Source organism: Novacetimonas hansenii, assembly GCF_014843995.1.
Classification (GTDB): domain Bacteria; phylum Pseudomonadota; class Alphaproteobacteria; order Acetobacterales; family Acetobacteraceae; genus Novacetimonas; species Novacetimonas hansenii.
In genome coordinates, this window is sequence record NZ_CP062147.1 from 815,995 (window position 1) to 834,809 (window position 18,815).

Annotated in this window: 16 protein-coding genes and 3 tRNA genes; 12 read left to right on the top strand and 7 right to left on the bottom strand. The window is 60.9% G+C overall.

Features of this window, described 5'->3' with window-relative positions:
* Nucleotides 1–69: 69 nt before the first annotated feature.
* Nucleotides 70–1,581: an aldehyde dehydrogenase family protein gene (locus tag IFJ82_RS03495; protein ID WP_003621955.1), complete on the bottom strand. Its 1,512-nt coding sequence runs from the start codon at nucleotides 1,579–1,581 to the stop codon at nucleotides 70–72.
* 842 nt (nucleotides 1,582–2,423) lie between these two features.
* On the opposite strand from IFJ82_RS03495, the gene IFJ82_RS03500 reads away from it, so the two are divergent.
* Together IFJ82_RS03500 and IFJ82_RS03505 are read left to right on the top strand one after the other, a co-directional pair.
* Nucleotides 2,424–2,615 (top strand): hypothetical protein, encoded by a 192-nt coding sequence (locus IFJ82_RS03500; protein ID WP_192265626.1) that lies wholly within the window; start codon nucleotides 2,424–2,426, stop codon nucleotides 2,613–2,615.
* Nucleotides 2,616–3,739: 1,124 nt separating this feature from the next.
* Nucleotides 3,740–4,195, top strand: a complete 456-nt coding sequence (locus IFJ82_RS03505) for a hypothetical protein (protein ID WP_040512882.1) — start codon at nucleotides 3,740–3,742, stop codon at nucleotides 4,193–4,195.
* 417 nt (nucleotides 4,196–4,612) lie between these two features.
* Here the strand turns inward: IFJ82_RS03505 and IFJ82_RS03510 are convergent.
* Nucleotides 4,613–4,687 (bottom strand) — tRNA-Thr (locus tag IFJ82_RS03510).
* A 95-nt stretch (nucleotides 4,688–4,782) separates the two neighbouring features.
* Between IFJ82_RS03510 and IFJ82_RS03515 the strand changes: the two genes are divergently transcribed.
* Genes IFJ82_RS03515 through IFJ82_RS03525 form a run of 3 tightly spaced genes read left to right on the top strand, consistent with a single transcriptional unit; the run spans nucleotide 4,783 to nucleotide 8,607 of the window.
* Entirely contained in the window at nucleotides 4,783–6,306 is a 1,524-nt protein-coding gene (locus tag IFJ82_RS03515) for a paraquat-inducible protein A (RefSeq protein ID WP_192265628.1), read from the top strand.
* A gap of 44 nt (nucleotides 6,307–6,350) precedes the next feature.
* Complete coding sequence (locus IFJ82_RS03520) at nucleotides 6,351–7,967, top strand: PqiB family protein (RefSeq protein ID WP_225578822.1); 1,617 nt, start codon at nucleotides 6,351–6,353, stop codon at nucleotides 7,965–7,967.
* A 4-nt stretch (nucleotides 7,968–7,971) separates the two neighbouring features.
* Nucleotides 7,972–8,607, top strand: coding sequence for a PqiC family protein (locus IFJ82_RS03525; RefSeq protein WP_062809445.1), 636 nt, complete (start codon nucleotides 7,972–7,974; stop codon nucleotides 8,605–8,607).
* Nucleotides 8,608–8,869: 262 nt separating this feature from the next.
* On the opposite strand, the gene IFJ82_RS03530 is transcribed toward IFJ82_RS03525, so the two are convergent.
* The 4 genes from IFJ82_RS03530 to IFJ82_RS03545 all read right to left on the bottom strand — a co-directional run bounded on the left by IFJ82_RS03530 (nucleotide 8,870) and on the right by IFJ82_RS03545 (nucleotide 10,388).
* Nucleotides 8,870–9,298 carry a cupin domain-containing protein gene (locus IFJ82_RS03530; protein WP_192265630.1) on the bottom strand — a complete coding sequence of 143 codons (429 nt, stop codon included), beginning with the start codon at nucleotides 9,296–9,298 and terminating at the stop codon, nucleotides 8,870–8,872.
* Between the two features lie 141 nt (nucleotides 9,299–9,439).
* Nucleotides 9,440–9,970 carry a transcription termination/antitermination protein NusG gene (nusG, locus tag IFJ82_RS03535; protein WP_003621974.1) on the bottom strand — a complete coding sequence of 177 codons (531 nt, stop codon included), beginning with the start codon at nucleotides 9,968–9,970 and terminating at the stop codon, nucleotides 9,440–9,442.
* 8 nt (nucleotides 9,971–9,978) lie between these two features.
* Complete coding sequence (gene secE, locus IFJ82_RS03540; RefSeq protein WP_040512887.1) at nucleotides 9,979–10,173, bottom strand: preprotein translocase subunit SecE; 195 nt, start codon at nucleotides 10,171–10,173, stop codon at nucleotides 9,979–9,981.
* 138 nt (nucleotides 10,174–10,311) lie between these two features.
* Nucleotides 10,312–10,388 (bottom strand) — tRNA-Trp (locus tag IFJ82_RS03545).
* 241 nt (nucleotides 10,389–10,629) lie between these two features.
* On the opposite strand from IFJ82_RS03545, the gene IFJ82_RS03550 reads away from it, so the two are divergent.
* From IFJ82_RS03550 to atpC, 7 genes are all read left to right on the top strand, one after another.
* Nucleotides 10,630–10,703: transfer RNA gene (locus tag IFJ82_RS03550), tRNA-Gly, on the top strand.
* Nucleotides 10,704–10,829: 126 nt separating this feature from the next.
* Entirely contained in the window at nucleotides 10,830–12,350 is a 1,521-nt protein-coding gene (locus IFJ82_RS03555) for an MFS transporter (RefSeq protein ID WP_003621978.1), read from the top strand.
* A gap of 310 nt (nucleotides 12,351–12,660) precedes the next feature.
* Entirely contained in the window at nucleotides 12,661–13,257 is a 597-nt protein-coding gene (locus tag IFJ82_RS03560) for a F0F1 ATP synthase subunit delta (RefSeq protein ID WP_003621980.1), read from the top strand.
* A complete protein-coding gene (atpA, locus tag IFJ82_RS03565) occupies nucleotides 13,257–14,795 on the top strand; it encodes a F0F1 ATP synthase subunit alpha (RefSeq protein ID WP_048859079.1) in 1,539 nt (512 codons plus the stop codon). Before IFJ82_RS03560 ends, atpA begins: the two co-directional genes overlap by 1 nt.
* A 16-nt stretch (nucleotides 14,796–14,811) precedes the next feature.
* Nucleotides 14,812–15,693: a F0F1 ATP synthase subunit gamma gene (locus IFJ82_RS03570; RefSeq protein ID WP_003621985.1), complete on the top strand. Its 882-nt coding sequence runs from the start codon at nucleotides 14,812–14,814 to the stop codon at nucleotides 15,691–15,693.
* A 31-nt stretch (nucleotides 15,694–15,724) separates the two neighbouring features.
* Nucleotides 15,725–17,206: a F0F1 ATP synthase subunit beta gene (atpD, locus tag IFJ82_RS03575; protein ID WP_003621986.1), complete on the top strand. Its 1,482-nt coding sequence runs from the start codon at nucleotides 15,725–15,727 to the stop codon at nucleotides 17,204–17,206.
* A gap of 31 nt (nucleotides 17,207–17,237) precedes the next feature.
* On the top strand, nucleotides 17,238–17,663 hold the full coding sequence (atpC, locus tag IFJ82_RS03580) for an ATP synthase F1 subunit epsilon (RefSeq protein ID WP_003621987.1): 426 nt from the start codon (nucleotides 17,238–17,240) through the stop codon (nucleotides 17,661–17,663).
* Nucleotides 17,664–18,263: 600 nt separating this feature from the next.
* Here atpC and queF read toward each other — a convergent pair.
* Complete coding sequence (gene queF / locus IFJ82_RS03585; RefSeq protein ID WP_003621988.1) at nucleotides 18,264–18,761, bottom strand: preQ(1) synthase; 498 nt, start codon at nucleotides 18,759–18,761, stop codon at nucleotides 18,264–18,266.
* Nucleotides 18,762–18,815: the final 54 nt, after the last annotated feature.

The following is an 18,815-nucleotide window of genomic DNA, read 5'->3' on the forward strand; positions in this document are numbered from 1 at the left end:
AAAAACAACCGGCCCGGCCGCACCGCCTGCGCATCATGCCGTGGCGGCCTTCACCGCCACGACCCGCGATCAGAAGAAGCCGAGCTTCTTTTCGCTGTAGCTGACCAGAAGGTTCTTGGTCTGCTGGTAATGTTCGAGCACCATCTTGTGGGTCTCGCGTCCGATGCCGGACTTCTTGTAACCGCCGAACGCCGCATGCGCGGGATAGACGTGATAGCAGTTGACCCACACGCGACCGGCCTCCAGCCCACGACCCACGCGATAGCAGGTGTTGGCGTCACGGCTCCATACGCCTGAACCCAGGCCGAACGGGGTGTCGTTGGCGATGGCCAGTGCTTCTTCTTCCGTCTTGAAGGTCGTCACGGCCAGAACCGGGCCAAAGATTTCCTCCTGGAAGATGCGCATCTTGTTGTTGCCCTTGAACACGGTCGGCTGCACATAGCACCCCTTGTTCAGGTCGCCGCCCAGGTCGGGACGCGCGCCACCGGTCAGCAGTTCTGCGCCTTCGTCCTTGCCGATGTCGATGTAGGACAGGATCTTTTCCTGGTGGCCGTGCGAATTCTGCGCGCCCATCATGGTGTTCGGATCAAGCGGGTTGCCCTGGCGGATCGCCTTGATGCGCGGCAGGGCGCGTTCGATGAACTTCTCATAGATCGATTCATGGACCAGCGCACGGCTGGGGCATGAACAGATCTGGCCCTGGTTCAGGGCGAACATCGTAAAGCCCTCGATCGCCTTGTCCAGGTAATCATCGTCATGATCCATGACGTCGGCAAAGAAGATGTTCGGTGACTTGCCACCCAGTTCCAGCGTCGCGGGGATCAGGTGTTCGGCCGCCGCATGGGCGATCATCTTGCCCGTGGGGGTGGAACCGGTGAACGCGATCTTGGCGATGCGGTCGCTGTTGGACAGGGCGGCGCCCACGTCCTTGCCCAGGCCGTTGACGATGTTCAGCGTGCCGGGCGGGAACAGGTCCCCGATCAGTTCCATCAGCACGAGTATGCTGGCGGGGGTGCTTTCGGCGGGCTTCATCACGACGCAGTTGCCGGCCACCAGCGCGGGGGCGAGCTTCCACGACCCCATCAGCAGCGGGAAGTTCCACGGGATGATCTGCGCAACAACGCCCAGCGGTTCGTGGAAGTGGTAGGCAATGGTCGTTTCCGTGATCTCGCTCAGGGTGCCTTCCTGCGCGCGGATGCAGCCTGCAAAGTAACGGAAATGGTCGATCGCCAGCGGGATGTCGGCGGTCAGCGTTTCACGGATGGGCTTGCCATTGTCCCATGTCTCGGCCCGGGCGAGCAGGTCGAGGTTCTGCTCCATGCGATCAGCAGCCTTGAGCAGGATCAGCGCACGATCGGCGGGGGAGGTATGGGCCCACGCAGTCTTTGCCTTGTGTGCGGCATCAAGGGCGAGTTCCACGTCAGCGGCGGTGGAGGCGGGAACTTCGCAAAGCACGCGACCATCGACCGGCGAGGTGTTCGTCAGGTAATGGCCTTCGATCGGCGGCAGCCACTTGCCACCGATATAGTTTTCATAACGAGCCTTGAACGGCGGCTTCTCGGTCGTGTAATCGGAAGACATTTGTCATGTTCCCTTGTGGTTTTATTGTCGCCCGGCATGTATTCCATGGGAGTATGAAATACAGTTCCGTGGCGAACCAATCGTCCGGCGTTGCCGATCCCGGCGCAGGGGCACCTGATACCCGTATCCCGAACCCGTATCGCGACAAGGGAACGCGATGGGGGCATTCATGTGCGGAACCCTGTTTTATTTCTGTTATGGCATTGGTTGCTTGGACTTCTGTACCGGGATGAAATATTCGCGCATTTTCCACCCCGGTCTGCCGGTATCAGGGATCGGCGAGGAAAGAACAAAACCGCCGGATACAGCGGAATGTCTATATCCATCCGTATATAGATAAATTGTGATCCGCAAGCGCGACAAATATCACGTATTCGTGATCAAGACACCGAATGTCATAATGCGACCTGTAAAAAACTATATATAACAATATGTTATAAATTAATTGTTTTCCGTATTTTCAATAAATGAAACATGATGAAAGAGCAGTTGCATAAAAGAGCAGCCGTGACAGGGTGGGGGATCACGCGTCCTGGCGCCACAGGCCCGGGGTGGATGGTCTTTGCGTGGTTGACAGGGTGCCATCCCCGATAAAGGCGGACTTCCCCCCGCCGGGCGCATGCAGGGCGTGTCAGAAAGGGGGAGGGAAAGCTTGGCCGGAATTGTGCAATATCCAGCCGGATTCTGGAACAGACGGGTTTCAGGGCGGCGTTTCGTGCAAAATCGGTGCAGGGGCGTGGCATGCACGGGACACGGGGCGCACGGGCATATGGATGGGGCTGACGCTGGCGGGGGCATGCGGTATCACGCGCAGGACCGACCAGATTGCAAGGAAGCAGGCAATGACCCAGCAGATCCCGCCCCCCGCCACCGCAGAAGACCCCACCGCACAGGGGAAGGCCGCCGCCGTGCGGGGGGAGCCGTTGATTGAAAATCCGTTCAAGGAAGACACCCCCGAATTCGCACAATGGTCGGCGGGATGGTGGAGTGTGCGCGAAAATGACGGTGATGAAGATCCGCTAGATCAGGCATGACGCGCGGTTCCCGGTTTTTTCGTGGTGGAAGACGACGGATGTATCGTGGGGTTGTTTCCAGAAAATGGATGATGATCCAAAGGGGTTTTGAAAAAAATACCCTTATGCCCGTCGTCATTGTGTCACGTGCATTGTGTCACGTGCGCGGATTACATTGATGTGACTTCATCACGTTGTTACCACATCCGTGTTGTATGGTTATTCAGATGTGTCATTAATAACGAACAGTAACCGCTGTTTTCCCAAACGGTTGTGACTGTTCTCAGGTTGGCGGCACTCCTTCGGGGGTGTCGCCTTCTGTGGTGCCGGGCATGTCTTTACTGTTCCGGCGGCCTGATCTGCCTTGAAATAAAGACCTGTCCGTTGTGATTGTGGGCAGGGGGCGCGCACAGAATATTCCCCCGGACAGATTCTTCTGGTCACTTTTGCCATCAGGTGACCAGTGCGCCACTGGTTTGTCCGTCCTTTCCCAACATGACCACATAATATCGCCGCAGTGCCGCCCGGTATCCCGCTATCCCGGCATGTGCCCGCGCCAACGGCCGATCATGTGCCTGCCCTGTCGTGGACCATCATTCGCGATATCGAGGTTGAACGGAACCTGTAACCCGGCCGGTTCGACCTGTCGGGTTATGAAATGTGCAAGTTGCAGCAGGTGCTTAGAGACCGTTTGAAACGTCAGGCGTTATAATATACTGAAATGATAAAGGTTTTTGGTGAAGCTTTTTCCAGAAAGCTTCGAAAGACGCCGCCTTTTTCGATCGAAAGGCGGCACCCAAAAACTTTTCCTGTTTTTTATCAATGAGGTGTTTTCAAACAGTCTCTTACCGGCGGCATGCGTATGTTGCGCCGGTGTGTGGAGGTGATTTTGCGCGAACAGGACCGTCACTGGGCCTGGGCGTAAAGGACGGAAATCCGGCATGACAGGACCGTCATGCCCCTGCTGGCCGGATTGTAATATGCATCCCCCCACCCCATATCCGCCACGTCATCAGAAGGTGTGTGGGAACGTTTTTCAGCAGGCGTCACAGGGGCGTTGTTGGTAAAAAATGCCCGCGTCAGGAAATCTTGTTATTTCTGTCAATCAGTTATTTAAAAAACAGGTGCGCATGGGGGGCGGGAATGTGATTGATCGTGATCTGCAGGTTGAAATGCTGATGTCCATGCAGGCGGCAGGCGGGACGGTTGCGGTACAGACCCCGCCCGGGGCGGATGAACAGAAATGCGCGCGCAACCTGCTCGACCTTGAATTGCAGGGATTCTGTACTGGTGGCGTGTCCGCAACGGCACAGGGATTTCGCATCATGGGCGAAAGCACCATCACCGATGCAGGACGCCAGTTTCTGGCCCGACCGGAAAATGTGCAGATTACGATGAAGGGGCCTGACATGGTTGCGGCCCTGCGGCAACGCATCCTGAATGATCCCGCTTTGTCGGAAGAAAAGCGGCGCGACCTGCATGCCGCACTGGATTCGATGCACCCGCTGACGCTGACGGCGCTTGGGCGTGACCTGCTGGGCGCCGCGATTGAGGACGGGCCGCATGCCATAGCGCTCCTGCGCAGGCATTCGGGCATCTGACCTGCACATCCCGGACGGCCCACGGGGCATGGGGGCTGCGTGCGTCGGGGCTGCGTGCGTCACCCATATTGGCGGAGTCCCGGTGTGGACCCGTCTTCAAAATTGATGACATAAGATTGCGCTCGGCCCATTCTGGCGGTGCCGCCCCCGCACCCGTGTCATGGCTGCAATGTTTCAGCACAGGACGACATGCCAGCGGGTGCGAAAGATGTCGCATCATCGTGACCAGTACCCCGCCGGGGGGCGGGGGCAGTGGCGGCATGTCGCATATAATCTTGATTCCACGGGATAAATCCCGGTGGCGCACAGCCTGCGGCACAGGCACAGATACCGGGAAACAACAGTTCCACGATGCTGCCACAGCTATTGTGCAATTTAGGGCATAAACCCTAACCGCTTGAAATTATATGGGAAAAATGGTGCCGACACTCGGAATTGAACCGAGGGCCTACTGATTACGAATCAGTTGCTCTACCCCTGAGCTATGTCGGCGAAAGTTGAGCGCTTGATATCCGACGTTTAACGCGGATGCAATATGCCAAATGCGCCATTCCTCAATTTAATTCGCGTTGTATGCTGTGTCCGGCATGAGAACATTCATCAAGACCCTTCCCGCCCGGCTGGGCTGTCATTCGTCCGGGACCGCCCATAATCCTGTGGTGCGGCACCTGCGTGTCATTGGCGGCCTGGCGGAATGCCCCGGTTGCGGACTGTACCAGCATGTGCCCGAATTACAGCCGGGGCAGCTTGCAACCTGCCCGCGCTGTGGGCAGCACCTGCAACGGCGCAGGCGCACCGCCCCCCTGGCGGCGCCGCTGGCGTTCTGCATCAGCTCGGCCGCGTTCTACCTTGCAGCGCTGGCGTCCTCGCTCATGACACTCAATGTCTATGGGCGCGAACGCACGGTGGACCTTCTGACAGGACCGATGGAGCTGATGCACGAAGGGTGGGGGGAGGCCGGGTTGCTGGTGGGGGCGGTGACGATCATGGCGCCCGCCGTGGCCATCGGCCTGATGTTCGCCATCCTGTATGCGGGCACACGCCCGACCCTGCCGAACTGGGCGCCGGGCATCCTGATCTGGTATGAAAAGCTGCGGCCATGGTCGATGGTGGAGGTTTATATCCTTGGCATCTTCGTCGCCTATACCAAGCTGACGGATATGGCGCATGTCGATGTCGGCCCGGCGGTGTACCTGATCGGTGGCCTGATGCTGACGATGGCGGTCAGCGATTCGACACTGGATACCGAACGGATCTGGAAACATCGCCCGGTGGATTCACTGACGCGCATGGATGACGGGGTGGTGGTGGAAATCGCGCATGTCCATGTGGATGATGTCGGCATGCCACCTGTCGAACGCCTTGTCGCGTGCCCGTCATGCGGGCTGGTGGGGGAGATGGAACACCCCGTCAGCAACCTGCGCTGTGTCGGGGCGTGCCCGCGCTGTGGCCACAGTGTCTGGCGGCGCGCACCTGAATCGCTGACGCGCACGACGGCCTATCTGATCGCGGCGGTCGTCTTTTACATCCCGGCCAACCTGTATCCGGTCATGACCTTCATGCGCATGGGCGGCGGGAGCGGGCATACCATCATCGAAGGGGCGCTCGAACTCTGGAGCGATGGAATGATCCCCCTGTCGCTGCTGGTCTTTTTCGCCAGCATCACGGTCCCGATGCTCAAGATCGCCAGCCTGGCCACCATGGTCATCATGACATGGCGCGGGTCACGGCGCGGGCTGGCGCAGCGTACGCGCCTGTTCCGCGTGGTTGATATGGTGGGGCGGTGGTCGATGATCGACGTTTTCATGATTTCCATCCTTGTGGCGGTGGTCCGTTTCAACGCGATGGCCACCGTGACCGCCAATGCCGGAATGGTCGCATTCGCCGCCGTCGTGGTGCTGACGCTGTTTGCGGCATGGAGCTTTGACCCCCGCATCATGTGGGACGCGGCCGGCATGAACGGCAGGCTGGTCGATGGCCTTCCCCGTGCCGTGCTGAAGATGCATGACACCGACACAGACACCGACACCGCGCAGGGGCCGTCGCGTCCCGCACAAACATCCGCGGCGGCCCCCCGCCCCGCTGCCAACATGGAGCCGAACCAGGCGTGAACGATACCCCGAACGATCCCCGCAACGGGCGCTCGCCCACCCCCATCGCGCAGTCCGATACGCGCACATACCGGTTTTCCGTCATATGGCTGGTGCCCCTCGTCGCCCTGCTGATTGCGGGCTATCTTGGCTGGCGGGGGCTGACGACGCGCGGCCCGGTGATCACCATCACCTTCGACACCGCCGATGGCCTGACCAGCGGCCAGACGGAGGTGAAGAGCAAGTCTGTCTCTCTCGGCACGGTCGAATCGATCCGGTTGAGTGATGACCTGCATCATGTGGAGGTGGGCGTGCGCATGACATCCGCCGCATCGCGCATGATGACCAGTAACGCGCGGTTCTGGGTGGTGCGTCCCCGCATCAATGGCGCCAGCATCACCGGCCTGGAAACCGTGATGTCCGGGGCCTATATCGCCATGGACCCCGGTGAGCCGGGGGGACGCCACACCACGTTCTTCAAGGGGCTGGAATCCCCGCCCGGTGTGCGGTCGGACCAGCCGGGCCATACCTATACCCTGATGACGCCCACCCTTGGTTCCATCGGGCAGGGCGCACCGATTTTCTTTCGTGATGTCGTCGCGGGCGAGGTGCTGGGCTATACCCTGCCGCCGGGCGGGCGCGGGCCGATCAAGGTGCAGATTTTCGTGCATGCCCCCTATGACCAGTATCTGCGGACCGATACGCGTTTCTGGAACGTATCGGGCGTGCAGGTCGGATTGGGCGCTGGTGGCCTGAAGGTGAAGCTCCAGTCGCTTCAGGCGCTGCTGTCGGGTGGCATCGCGTTCGCGCCACCCGATGCGCGGGACGAACATCTGGTGCAGGCCAGTTCGGACAGCGTCTTTCGCCTGTATGACAGTCAGGAAGAGGCCGATGCCGCCGGTTATCGCGAACGCATCCCGCTTGTCACCTATCTTACCAGTCCTGTCGCGGGCCTGACGAAGGGCGGGCGGATGACCATGTTCGGCATTCAGGTCGGCATGATCGACGATGTGAAGCTGCTGGTTGACCCCCATACAGGACAGGCGCGCGTGCGCGTGGCGATGGAGCTGCAACCCGAACGCGTGCTGAACGATCAGGAGGTTCCCGCCGACGCCCTGCGCAGCCTGCTGCATATGCAGGTGGCCAACGGGCTGCGTGCCTCGGTACAGAGTGCGAGCTTCCTGACCGGCGAATCCGAAATCGCGCTGACCTTTGTCAAGAACGCGCGGGCCGCCACCATGACACAGGAAGGCGACGCGCTGGTCCTGCCGGGGCAGGCGGGCGGCATGGCGGGCATCATGGATTCGGTGTCCACCATTACGGACAAGGTCGCGGCGATGCCGTTGACGCAGGTGGGCGAAAACCTGAACAACCTGCTGGCCCACGCGGATGCGCGCATCAACAGCGCGGACATGCGACAGGGGCTTTCGTCGTTGCGGGCGTCCATGGAAAACCTGCAGGTGATTTCCCACGATGCACGCGCACAGATGCCCCAGCTTCTGGCAGGGCTGGACACCACGCTGAAGAACGCGAACTCGCTACTGTCGAGCTATGGTGGCGATACGGATTTCCACCGCAACCTGCAACAGATGGTCGTACAGCTTAACGAAGCGGCGCGTTCGCTGCGGTTCCTGTCCGATTTCCTTACCCGCCATCCCTCGGCGCTGATTACTGGACGATAATGCGATGACCCAGCCCTTGAGCATCCTGCCCTTTGCGCCTGCACTGCGCCGCGCGGCACTGGCGCTGGCGGCTGCGACCCCGCTGCTGGCGGGTTGCGGTTCGTCGGACCCGACGCTCTACAGCCTTGCCCCCACGCAGGGCAGCACCGTGGGACAGGCCCCGGCCGTGATCGAGGTTCGCACCCCCGGCGTGCCGCCCACGCTGGACCGCGATCATATCGTGGGCCAGCAGGCGAATTACAGCCTGACCACTCTGTCCGGTGCGGCGTGGAGCGAACCCCTGTCGCAGATGATTGGCGAAACCCTGACCGCCGACCTGCAACAGCGCCTGCCCGGCAGCAGCATTTTTGCGCAGAATAATGCGACAAGCATGCCGGCAAAGGCTTTTGTCGAACTTGACGTGACGCAGTTCGCCCGCGATGCGTCGGGGCAGGTGCGCCTGTCAGGCACCCTGTCTGTCCACCGTGCCGGCGATGCGCAAGGCGGCACCGCACAGGCCTTTACCCTGACGACACCATCGGGCGGCGGGGCGGTGGCCATGGTTGCGGGGCTAAGCCAGCTTCTGGGGCAGGTGGCCGACAGTGCGGCGCAGCGTCTTCAGACATTGCCCCCCGAAGAAGCACCGCATCACGCCAGGTGAAGGCATGCCATGCCATCCGCGCGCTGCCCGCCCCCGGCAGTGCGCACTCCTTACCCCCTGATCTGTTTGATGAAGTTATGGTTTCCAAAGGGTAATACCCTTTGGTGGGGGTTCGGGGGCAACGCCCCCGCATACATTGCGGCAGCCTGTATGGGCGATGCGCGCGCAGCCCATCCCCCGGCAGCCGCGCATTCCTTACCCCCCGGATCTGTCTGATGAAGCCACAATTTCCAAAGGGTCATGGGGGGCAACACCGCTGAATTCAGCCAATCGTGTTGGCATAGTCCTTCAGATGACTGACGAATTTCAGACCCTTTGCGGCTTCGGGGTCTATGAAATGGACGTCATCGGGGGCGCGGCGTGGGGTATCGGCGGCGAAGAAGATGACAGGGGCCGTGCCGATCGGCCTGACGCCATGTACGACATTGCGCAGGAAGGACACCATCTGGCCCGCCTGTAACGTGCGGGGCGGTTCGTCCTCGATCAAAAACTCCAGCTTGCCGCGTAACAGCAGCAGGTGTTCGTCACACTGCGTATGATAATGGCGGGGCAGGGGGTGATAGATGCGGAACAGCCGCATGCTCGCTTCCACCGAATCGCTCAGATAGGCATCCACGATCAGCGTATCGGCCTGATCGGGGAACTGCCTCATGATCTCGTCAAAATCCGCGAATCTGTATCGCTCGTTCATTGCGCGTCCTTCCATATGTCCGGGGCAGTCCAGATATATGGGGAAGTCTAGCGCGGGACGGCCTGTACGGCCCATGGCGCACCAACGAAAAAAGGCACCCGTCGGGGTGCCTTTGCCGTGATCCGCCAGAAATGCGCGATATCAGACTTTCTCGACCTGATTGTATTCGAGATCGACCGGTGTGGAGCGGCCAAAGATGGAGACGCTGACGGTCAGGCGACCCTTTTCCTCGTCCACTTCCTCGATCGTGCCGTTGAAGGACGTGAACGGACCATCGGCCACGCGGATCTGTTCCCCCACTTCGAACGTGACAGAGGGACGCACGCGCTCGACGCCTTCCTGCGCCTGCTTCATGATCCGCTCGGCCTCGGCCTTGGGAATGGGCGACGGCTTGGTCTTGCTTCCCAGGAACCCGGTCACTTTGGGGGTGTCCTTGACAAGGTGCCATGCCTCGTCCGTCAGTTCCATGTTGACCAGCACATAGCCGGGGAAGAACTTGCGTTCGGAATTGACCTTCTGTCCGCGACGCACCTCGGTCACTTCCTCGGACGGGACCAGGATTTCCCCGAAATGGTCGGCCAGTCCCTTCTGGGCGGCCTGTTCCGTGATGTGCTGGGCGATCTTCTTTTCAAAGCCCGAATAGACGTGGATGACATACCACCGCTTGGCCATGGCTGAACTCAGCCTCCCAGTCCAAATAATTTACGCACGCCAAGGCCGATCACCTCGTCGACGAGGAAGAAAAATACCGATGCCAGCCCGGCCATCGCCAGGACCGCGCCCGTCGTCATCAGTGTCGCGCGGCGTGTGGGCCATGTGACCTTTTTCGCCTCTGCGCGGACTTCTTCTACAAATTTCGCGGGACTGACCGACACGAAACATCCTTCCTGCAACACCCGACGCGCCTGACCGGGATGCCCGGCGGGCGCGGGGGCCTGAAATCCGGTCAGCACGGCGTCGCCCTGACCAAAATATGCCAAGCCGGAAGGGAGGAAATTATCCCGACCGGAGAATGGCAGGGGTGGAGGGTCTCGAACCCGCAACCTCCGGTTTTGGAGACCGGCGCTCTAGCCAATTGAGCTACACCCCTGCAAAGCCGCTATCGACCTGCCAGCGGGGATGCGACGATATGTCCCATCCTGTGGCATGCCCATGCGTACCCGGCACAGTGAGGCGGAAAAGAATACGTCTGGAGGTGAAAGTCAAGGGGGCGTGTGCGATTTCATGCACATGGGCACAAAAAACATGCCCGCCGGATGTAAAGTGGCAAAGGCATGGCCATGGGGGCTTGCAACGCCGCCCCGCCCCGCATTATACATGCGCCGAAATGGGCGGGCGTAGCATAGTGGTAATGCAGTAGCCTTCCAAGCTTCTGAGGAGGGTTCGATTCCCTTCGCCCGCTCCATTCCCCCCATTTCATGATGATTGTGGCCCCGCTTCGCACGGGACTGGTTTTCGTGCCGGACATGTCCAGCGGGCCATCAGGGCGTCGCGGCTGCGGGTGCTTCCGACTGACGGGAACCAGAACGCCATGACCGCCCCAATCCGGCCATCCGGCCCCGACGTGGCCCCCGCCCGTTCGACCGCACGTCCGCCCGCCCCGGTCCATTCGACCATCGTGCTGGTCACATGCTGTCTCAGCCTGCTGCTGGTGATGATGGATGTTACCATCGTCAATGTGGCGCTGCCGTCCATCCGTACCGCCCTGCATGGCAGTTTTTCCACCCTGCAATGGGTGGTGGACGGCTATACCCTGATGGTCGCCAGCCTGCTGGTCCTGATGGGCGCGATTGCGGACCGGCTGGGGCGGCGGCGGGTTTTTGTCGCCGGGATTTCGGTGTTCTGCCTCGGGTCGATGCTCTGTGCGCTGTCGGGATCGATCACGATGCTGGTGGGCGCGCGCATGTTGCAGGGAATCGGTGGCGCGATGCTCAATCCCGTGGCGCTGTCGATCATTGCCAATGTCTTTACCGAACCGCGCGCTCGGGCGCAGGCCATCGGGGTCTGGGGTGGTGCGTCGGGTGTGGCGTTGGCGCTGGGGCCTGTGGTGGGCGGCGTGCTGGTCCATTGGGTCAACTGGCAGGCCGTGTTCTGGGTGAACGTGCCGATCGGGGCCATGGCGATTTTCCTCAGCCTGCGTTTTATTCCCGAATCCCGCGCCCCGCATATCCGCCCGTTCGATGCGCCGGGGCAATTGCTGGTGATGGTGACGCTGGCGATGCTGACCGCGGCCCTGATCGAAGTGCGCGATTTCGGCTGGGGTGACCCGGTTATTTCCGGTTTCCTGTCGCTGGGTGTGCTGGCGATGGTCGGCTTTGTGATCGTGGAACAGCGCAGCACGGCCCCGTTGGTGGATCTGCGCTTTTTCCATGCCCTGCCGTTTTCGGGGGCGATCGTGACCGCCATCCTTGCCTTTGCGGTGTTCAGTGCGTTCCTGTTCCTCAATACGCTCTATCTTCAGGGCGCGCGTGCGATGTCGGCCCTGCATGCGGGGCTGTGTACGCTGCCCTTTGCCGTATGCAGCAGTATCTGCGCACCGCTGTCGGGGCGTCTGGTCGGGCGGATTGGCGCGCGGGTGCCGCTGCTGCTATCTGCGTTGGGATTTGCGGTCAGTGCGCTGCTGCTGACGCAATTGTCCGCCGCAACGCCACTTGGGGTGCTGCTTGCGGCCTATGGGCTGTGCGGGTGTGGGTTCGGGCTGTGCAATGCGCCCATCACCAACGCGGCCGTTGCAGGCATGCCCCGCAGCCAGGCCGGGGTCGCCGCGGCCCTGGCCTCCACCAGCCGCCAGATCGGGGTGCTGCTGGGCATTGCGCTGTGTGGCACGCTGACGGGGGGCGCTGCGGGGCAGGCGGGCAGGATCGACTGGGCGCTGTTCGCACAGGCGACGCATCGCATGTGGTGGGGGATGTTTGCGGCGGCGGTGCTGATCGCGATCATCGGGATCGTCGTGACCAGCGCCCGCGCCCGCGCCAGCACGCAGGCGGTGGCGGCGCTGATGGCCGGGGAGGAGGCCGCGCGCGCTTCGGGCGGTGGTGGGCGGCAGGCGTGACATGCCTGGTGATGCGGTTTTCGCATGATGGGCATGCGCAGTGCGCGCGCCCTGTCGGCCATATCATGACGAATCGTTCATGAACTCTATTCCCGAACGGGGGGCAGGTATGTATGCTACGCCCCGCTATGGGACGGTGGCCTGATCCGCCGGAACGACCATGCCACGGCACGCGGTGAAACAATCTGCGGCGGGGCAGGGCCGTGTCGGTTGCGTGGGTCGGTACAGCGTGCTAGAGCCGCGCCAGCAGAGCTTGGGGCCTGTCGTGTTCCGGGGCCTGCAGCTTGTTTGTGTGACCCACGATTCTGGATTGGAAAAGCGGACAGTGGATTCGACTGGAACGACCTCAATACCAATCGCCTCCATTGCCAATGGCCTTGCGGGCCGTTACGCGACGGCGCTCTATGACCTTGCCTCCGACAAGCAGAAGCTCGACCTTGTGCTGGACCAGGCGAAGGCCCTGTCCTCCATGCTGGAGCAGAGCGCGGACCTGTCCTCCGTGCTGGTCGATCGCACCCTTGATATCCGTCAGGCCACGCGTGCGCTGCTCGCCGTGCTGGACAAGGAAGGGTTCGACCCGCTGATCCGTGATTTCGTCGGCGTGGTGGCGACAAACCGCCGCCTGCCGCACCTTCGTGAAATTCTTGCCGCCCTGGCGGCAATTGCCGCTGCCCGCCGGGGCGAGGTGGTGGCGGACGTTGTCTCCGCCCACCCCCTCAACGATGTGCAGCGCGCACAGCTTCGCGGCCGCCTCGCCGAGGCCGGCTATTCCAAAGTCAATATCCAGGAGCGTGTTGACGCGGCGCTGCTGGGCGGTCTGGTCGTGCGCGTAGGCGCCCGCCTGTATGATACCAGCCTCAGATCCCGCCTTACCCGCCTGCATCATGCCATGAAGGGAGCCGCGTGATGGAAATCCGCCCCTCCGAGATTTCGGATATCCTCAAGCAGCAGATCGCCACGTTCGATCAGTCCGTCGATGTTGCCGAAACCGGCACCATCCTGTCGGTTGGTGACGGCATCGCCCGTGTTTACGGGCTGCAGAATGTGGAAGCCGGCGAAATGCTGGTCTTCCCCGCCACCGGCCAGCACGGCATGGCGCTGAACCTTGAAAACGACAATGTCGGCGTCGTCATCTTCGGTGATGATACGGCGATGCGTGAAGGCGACACCGTCGCGCGCACCGGCAAGGTGGTCGAGGTTCCGACCGGCAAGGCCCTGCTCGGCCGTGTGGTCGATGGCCTTGGCAACCCGATCGACGGCAAGGGGCCGCTGGTTGGTGATGTCATCAGCAAGCGCGCGGAAATCAAGGCCCCGGGCATCATGCCCCGCCAGTCCGTGAGCGAGCCGATGCAGACCGGCATCAAGGCGATCGACGCGCTTGTGCCCATCGGGCGTGGCCAGCGCGAACTGATTATCGGTGATCGCCAGACCGGCAAGACCGCAATCCTGATCGACACCATCGTCAACCAGAAGGGCGTCAATGCTCTGGGTGACGAGTCCAAGTCGCTCTATTGCATCTATGTCGCCATCGGGCAGAAGCGTTCCACCGTGGCGCAGCTGGTCCGCACGCTGGAGGAAACCGGCGCGATGGAATATTCCATCGTCGTGGCGGCCACCGCGTCCGACCCGGCCCCGATGCAGTATCTGGCGCCGTATGCCGCGTGCTCCATGGGGGAATATTTCCGCGATAACGGCATGCATGCCCTGATCGTGTATGATGACCTGTCGAAGCAGGCCGTCGCCTATCGCCAGATGTCGCTGCTGCTGCGTCGTCCGCCGGGACGCGAAGCCTATCCGGGTGACGTGTTCTATCTGCATTCGCGCCTGCTGGAACGCGCGGCGAAGATGTCCGACAAGTTCGGCGCCGGTTCGCTGACGGCCCTGCCGGTGATCGAGACGCAGGCAGGTGACGTGTCCGCCTATATCCCGACCAACGTGATTTCCATCACCGACGGTCAGGTGTTCCTTGAAACCGACCTGTTCTATCGCGGCATCCGCCCGGCGGTGAATGTTGGTGGTTCCGTGTCGCGCGTCGGGTCCGCCGCGCAGATCAAGGCGATGAAGCAGGTGGCCGGCAAGATCAAGCTGGAACTGGCGCAGTATCGCGAAATGGCTGCGTTCTCGCAGTTCGCGTCGGATCTTGATCCCGCGACGCAGAAGCAGCTTGCCCGTGGCGCACGCCTTGTCGAACTGCTCAAGCAGCCCGAAACCTCCCCGCTCTCGGTCGAGGAACAGGTGGTCGTGCTGTATGCAGGCACCCGTGGCTATATCGATGCCGTGCCGGTGAACCAGGTTACGACGTATGAAAAGCGTCTGCTTGAGGAAACGCGTTCGGCAGGCAAGGACATCCTTGAATCCATCCGTACCCAGCGTCAGCTGACCAAGGATATCGAAAGCCGACTGAACGATTTCCTGACGACGTTCGGCCGTCAGTTCGTCAACTGAGGAAGAACGCGCATCCATGGCTTCCCTGAAGGAACTGCGCGCACGGATCGGTAGCGTCAAATCGACGCGAAAGATCACCAGCGCGATGAAAATGGTCGCTGCGGCCAAGCTGCGTCGGGCGGAAACCCGCGCAGCGGCGGCGCGCCCCTATGCCGACGCGATGCGCCGCATGCTCGCCGAGGTTGCCCGCAGCATGGGCGGTGAGGGCGGACAGCCCAAGCTGCTAGTGGGGACGGGGGGCAGCGCCACCCACCTGCTGGTGCCAATGTCGAGTGACCGCGGTCTCGCGGGGGCCTTCAACTCCAACATCAACCGCAAGACGCGCGACATGATCCTGAAGCTTCAGGCGGAAGGTAAGACCGTGCGTCTGCTGCCGGTGGGGCGCAAGACGTTCGAATATCTGTCGCGCGACTTTTCGGACCTGATCGTCGGCCATATCCATATGGCGTCGGGCAAGGACGTGTCGTTCAAGGTCGCCGCCGACCTTGGCGAAAAGATTTCCGGCATGCTGGACCGCGACGAATTCGATGTCTGCACGCTGGTCTATAACCGCTTCCAGAATGTCATGTCGCAGGTCCCGACGGAAATGCAGCTGATTCCGCTGGCGCTTGCGGGTAACGACAACGAGGCAGCGGGCGAAACCGCGGCCTATGAGTTCGAGCCGGATGAGGGCGCGCTGCTGTCGCGCCTGCTGCCGCGCAACCTGCAGGTCCAGATCTATGCGACCATGCTTGAAACCGCCGCGGGTGAAAACGGTGCGCGGATGACGGCGATGGACAGTGCCACGCGTAACGCGGGCAAGGCCATTGACCGCCTGACGCTGACCTATAACCGCACCCGCCAGACCAATATCACCAATGAACTGATCGAGATCATTTCGGGCGCCCAGGCAGTCTGAAGATCGGTCTCCACGCTCCAGGAGCTGTCCCATGTCGGAAACCACAACTCACGAGGCTCCTGTCTCCACACAGGGGCAGTCGCAGAAAAGCAACGTCGTCGGCCGTGTGACGCAGATCCGCGGCGCCGTCGTCGATGTCCAGTTCGAAGGCACGCTGCCGCATATCCTCGATGCGCTGCATGTCTCTCTCAACGGCCAGACGCTGGTCCTCGAAGTCGCGCAGGAAATCGGCGAACACGAAGTCCGCTGCATCGCGATGGACACGACCGATGGCCTGAGCCGCGGCACCGAAGTCGTCGCCACCGGGTCGCAGATCACGGTGCCGGTCGGGCCGGGCACGCTTGGCCGTATCCTCAACGTCATCGGTGAACCGATTGATGACCGTGGCCCGGTTCTGGCAAAGGGTCGTTCGCCGATCCACCGTTCCGCCCCCGCATTCGACGAACAGGCGGCCGCGACCGAAATCCTGCCCACGGGCATCAAGGTCGTTGACCTGCTGTGCCCCTATCTGAAGGGGGGCAAGGTTGGCCTGTTCGGTGGTGCGGGCGTCGGCAAGACGGTTATCATCCAGGAACTGATCAACAACATCGCCAAGGCGCATGGCGGCGTGTCCGTGTTCGCGGGTGTGGGTGAACGTACCCGTGAAGGTAACGACCTGTATTACGAAATGCAGGACGCGGGCGTCATCAAGCTTGATGGCGACTCCACCGAAGGGTCAAAGGTCGCATTGGTCTATGGCCAGATGAACGAGCCGCCGGGCGCGCGTGCCCGTGTTGCCCTGTCGGGCGTCACGGTTGCGGAATATTTCCGCGATGTCGAAGGTCAGGACGTGCTGTTCTTTGTGGACAACATCTTCCGCTTCACGCAGGCCGGTGCCGAAGTGTCCGCGCTTCTGGGCCGTATCCCGTCCGCCGTGGGCTATCAGCCGACGCTGGCGACGGAAATGGGCGCCCTGCAGGAACGCATCACCTCCACCAAGAAGGGGTCGATCACCTCGGTGCAGGCTGTGTATGTTCCCGCCGATGACCTGACCGATCCGGCGCCTGCTGCAACCTTTGCCCATCTTGATGCGACGACGGTGCTGAACCGTTCCATCGCGGAAATGGGCATCTATCCTGCTGTTGACCCGCTGGATTCCACCTCCCGCTCGCTCGACCCCAAGATCGTGGGCGACGAACATTACCAGGTGGCGCGCGACGTGCAGCGTATCTTGCAGACCTACAAGTCGCTGCAGGACATCATTGCCATCCTTGGCATGGATGAACTGTCGGAAGACGACAAGCTGGTGGTGGCGCGTGCGCGTCGTATCCAGCGCTTCCTGTCGCAGCCGTTCCATGTGGCCGAAGTCTTTACCGGTGCGCCGGGCAAGCTGGTTTCGCTGGCTGATACGGTGCGTTCGTTCAAGGCGATTGTCGCGGGCGAATATGACCACCTGCCCGAAAGCGCGTTCTATATGGTTGGCGCGATCGAGGAAGCGGTGGCCAAGGCCGAGAAGATGAAGGAATCGGCCTGATTACTGGCCCCTGACGCAAGGAAGACAGACCATGCCGATTAAGGTCGAGATTGTCAGCCCGGAGAAGACCCTCTTCTCCCACACGGCTGACATGGTGGTCATGCCCGGTTCCGAGGGCGATATCGCCGCGATGCCGGAGCATGCGCCGCTGATGCTGATGCTGCGCGGTGGCGTTGTCGAGATTTACGAGGGCGACGCCATTGCCCATCGTTTCTTCGTGTCTGGTGGTTTTGCCGACATGACGCCGGACCACTGCACCATTCTGGCGGACCATGCGACGCCGGTTGCGGACCTTTCCGCAACCGATGCGCAGTCCCGCCTGACCGCACTGGAAAAATCCTATGACGAGGCGGACAAAATGAATGTCCCGGCTCTGGATATCCTGATGGACAAGATGCAGTCCGCCCGTGCGGAAATCGATGCAGCAAAAAGCGCTACGCCAGAGATGTCCATCTGACGACGCGGTTTTTGCACGACCCATCATGAAAAACGGCATCCCGCAGGAGGTGCCGTTTTTTTATGGCAGGAAGTCCCGGGGAGTATTCAGGACTATCCTTATGTTTCAAGGGTATTTGTAACGGATCGGGATTTTGGCGTGTGAGAGACTGTTTGAAAAGTCAGGCTTGATCACATACTGAAATCATAAAGGTTTTTTGGTGAAGCTTTTTCCAAAAAGCTTCAGAAGACGCCGCCTTTTTCGATCAAAAGGCGGCACCCAAAAACTTTTCTTATTTTTATCAATGGTTTGTTTTCAAAATAATCTCTTATATCCCTTGAAGTTCTTGGTGAATTACAAAAAACTCGAAGAATATCGCCGTTCTTTTGAAGAAATGGTGTCTGGGAGAGTGTTTGGAATTTAAAATCAGAAACCGACTGAAACAATGCAGGTTCCTGGTGAACATTTTCTCCCAAAGCTTTGAAAGGCATTTCCTTTTTGGAAAAGGAAATGCCCGGATCATTTCATCATTCCGGCATTGATGGGATATTTTCAAACAGCCTTTATGACGTTTCTTTTTGTCGATATGTGCTTTCCGGGCGTTTTCATGGATGACCGGTATCAGCCGCGTCCACGATATCCGGGTACGTCCTGTGCCGGTATCCACGTGCCTTCGGGCGGGGCGCCGGTCTGCCAGAACACATCAATCGGCATGCCGCCGCGCGGATACCAGTATGCCCCGATCCGCAGCCATACGGGATCAAGCAGGTCCACCAGCGTGGTCGCGATCTGCATGGAGCATTTTTCATGGAAAGAGCCATGGTTGCGAAAGCTGGTCAGGAACAGCTTGAGCGACTTGCTCTCCACGATCCATGCGCGCGGGATATAATCGATGACGATATGTGCGAAATCCGGTTGTCCTGTTACGGGACACAGGGAGGTGAATTCCGGTGCGGTGAAGCGCACGACATAGCGCCTGTCGGCATCGGGGGCGGGCACACGTTCCAATATGGCGTCTTCGGGGCTGGCGGGCTGGGTCGTGTTGCGGCCCAACTGTGTCAGTAACTGGCTGCCATCATCCGGCGTGCCGGCGGGAGGGGGGGAGGAGGTCATGGGCATTTTCTTTCCACGGTTTGCCTGATGGGCGGGTGATGCCGGACGGGATATGGCACC

Excerpts from the sequence above, each read along its gene's own strand:
- IFJ82_RS03495 (WP_003621955.1), bottom strand. The coding sequence starts at position 1,581 with ATGTCTTCCGATTACACGACCGAGAAGCCGCCGTTCAAGGCTCGTTAT.
- IFJ82_RS03500 (WP_192265626.1), top strand. The coding sequence starts at position 2,424 with ATGACCCAGCAGATCCCGCCCCCCGCCACCGCAGAAGACCCCACCGCA.
- IFJ82_RS03515 (WP_192265628.1), top strand. The coding sequence starts at position 4,783 with ATGAGAACATTCATCAAGACCCTTCCCGCCCGGCTGGGCTGTCATTCG.
- IFJ82_RS03525 (WP_062809445.1), top strand. The coding sequence starts at position 7,972 with ATGACCCAGCCCTTGAGCATCCTGCCCTTTGCGCCTGCACTGCGCCGC.
- IFJ82_RS03530 (WP_192265630.1), bottom strand. The coding sequence starts at position 9,298 with ATGAACGAGCGATACAGATTCGCGGATTTTGACGAGATCATGAGGCAG.
- nusG (WP_003621974.1), bottom strand. The coding sequence starts at position 9,970 with ATGGCCAAGCGGTGGTATGTCATCCACGTCTATTCGGGCTTTGAAAAG.
- IFJ82_RS03555 (WP_003621978.1), top strand. The coding sequence starts at position 10,830 with ATGACCGCCCCAATCCGGCCATCCGGCCCCGACGTGGCCCCCGCCCGT.
- atpA (WP_048859079.1), top strand. The coding sequence starts at position 13,257 with ATGGAAATCCGCCCCTCCGAGATTTCGGATATCCTCAAGCAGCAGATC.
- IFJ82_RS03570 (WP_003621985.1), top strand. The coding sequence starts at position 14,812 with ATGGCTTCCCTGAAGGAACTGCGCGCACGGATCGGTAGCGTCAAATCG.
- atpD (WP_003621986.1), top strand. The coding sequence starts at position 15,725 with ATGTCGGAAACCACAACTCACGAGGCTCCTGTCTCCACACAGGGGCAG.
- atpC (WP_003621987.1), top strand. The coding sequence starts at position 17,238 with ATGCCGATTAAGGTCGAGATTGTCAGCCCGGAGAAGACCCTCTTCTCC.
- queF (WP_003621988.1), bottom strand. The coding sequence starts at position 18,761 with ATGCCCATGACCTCCTCCCCCCCTCCCGCCGGCACGCCGGATGATGGC.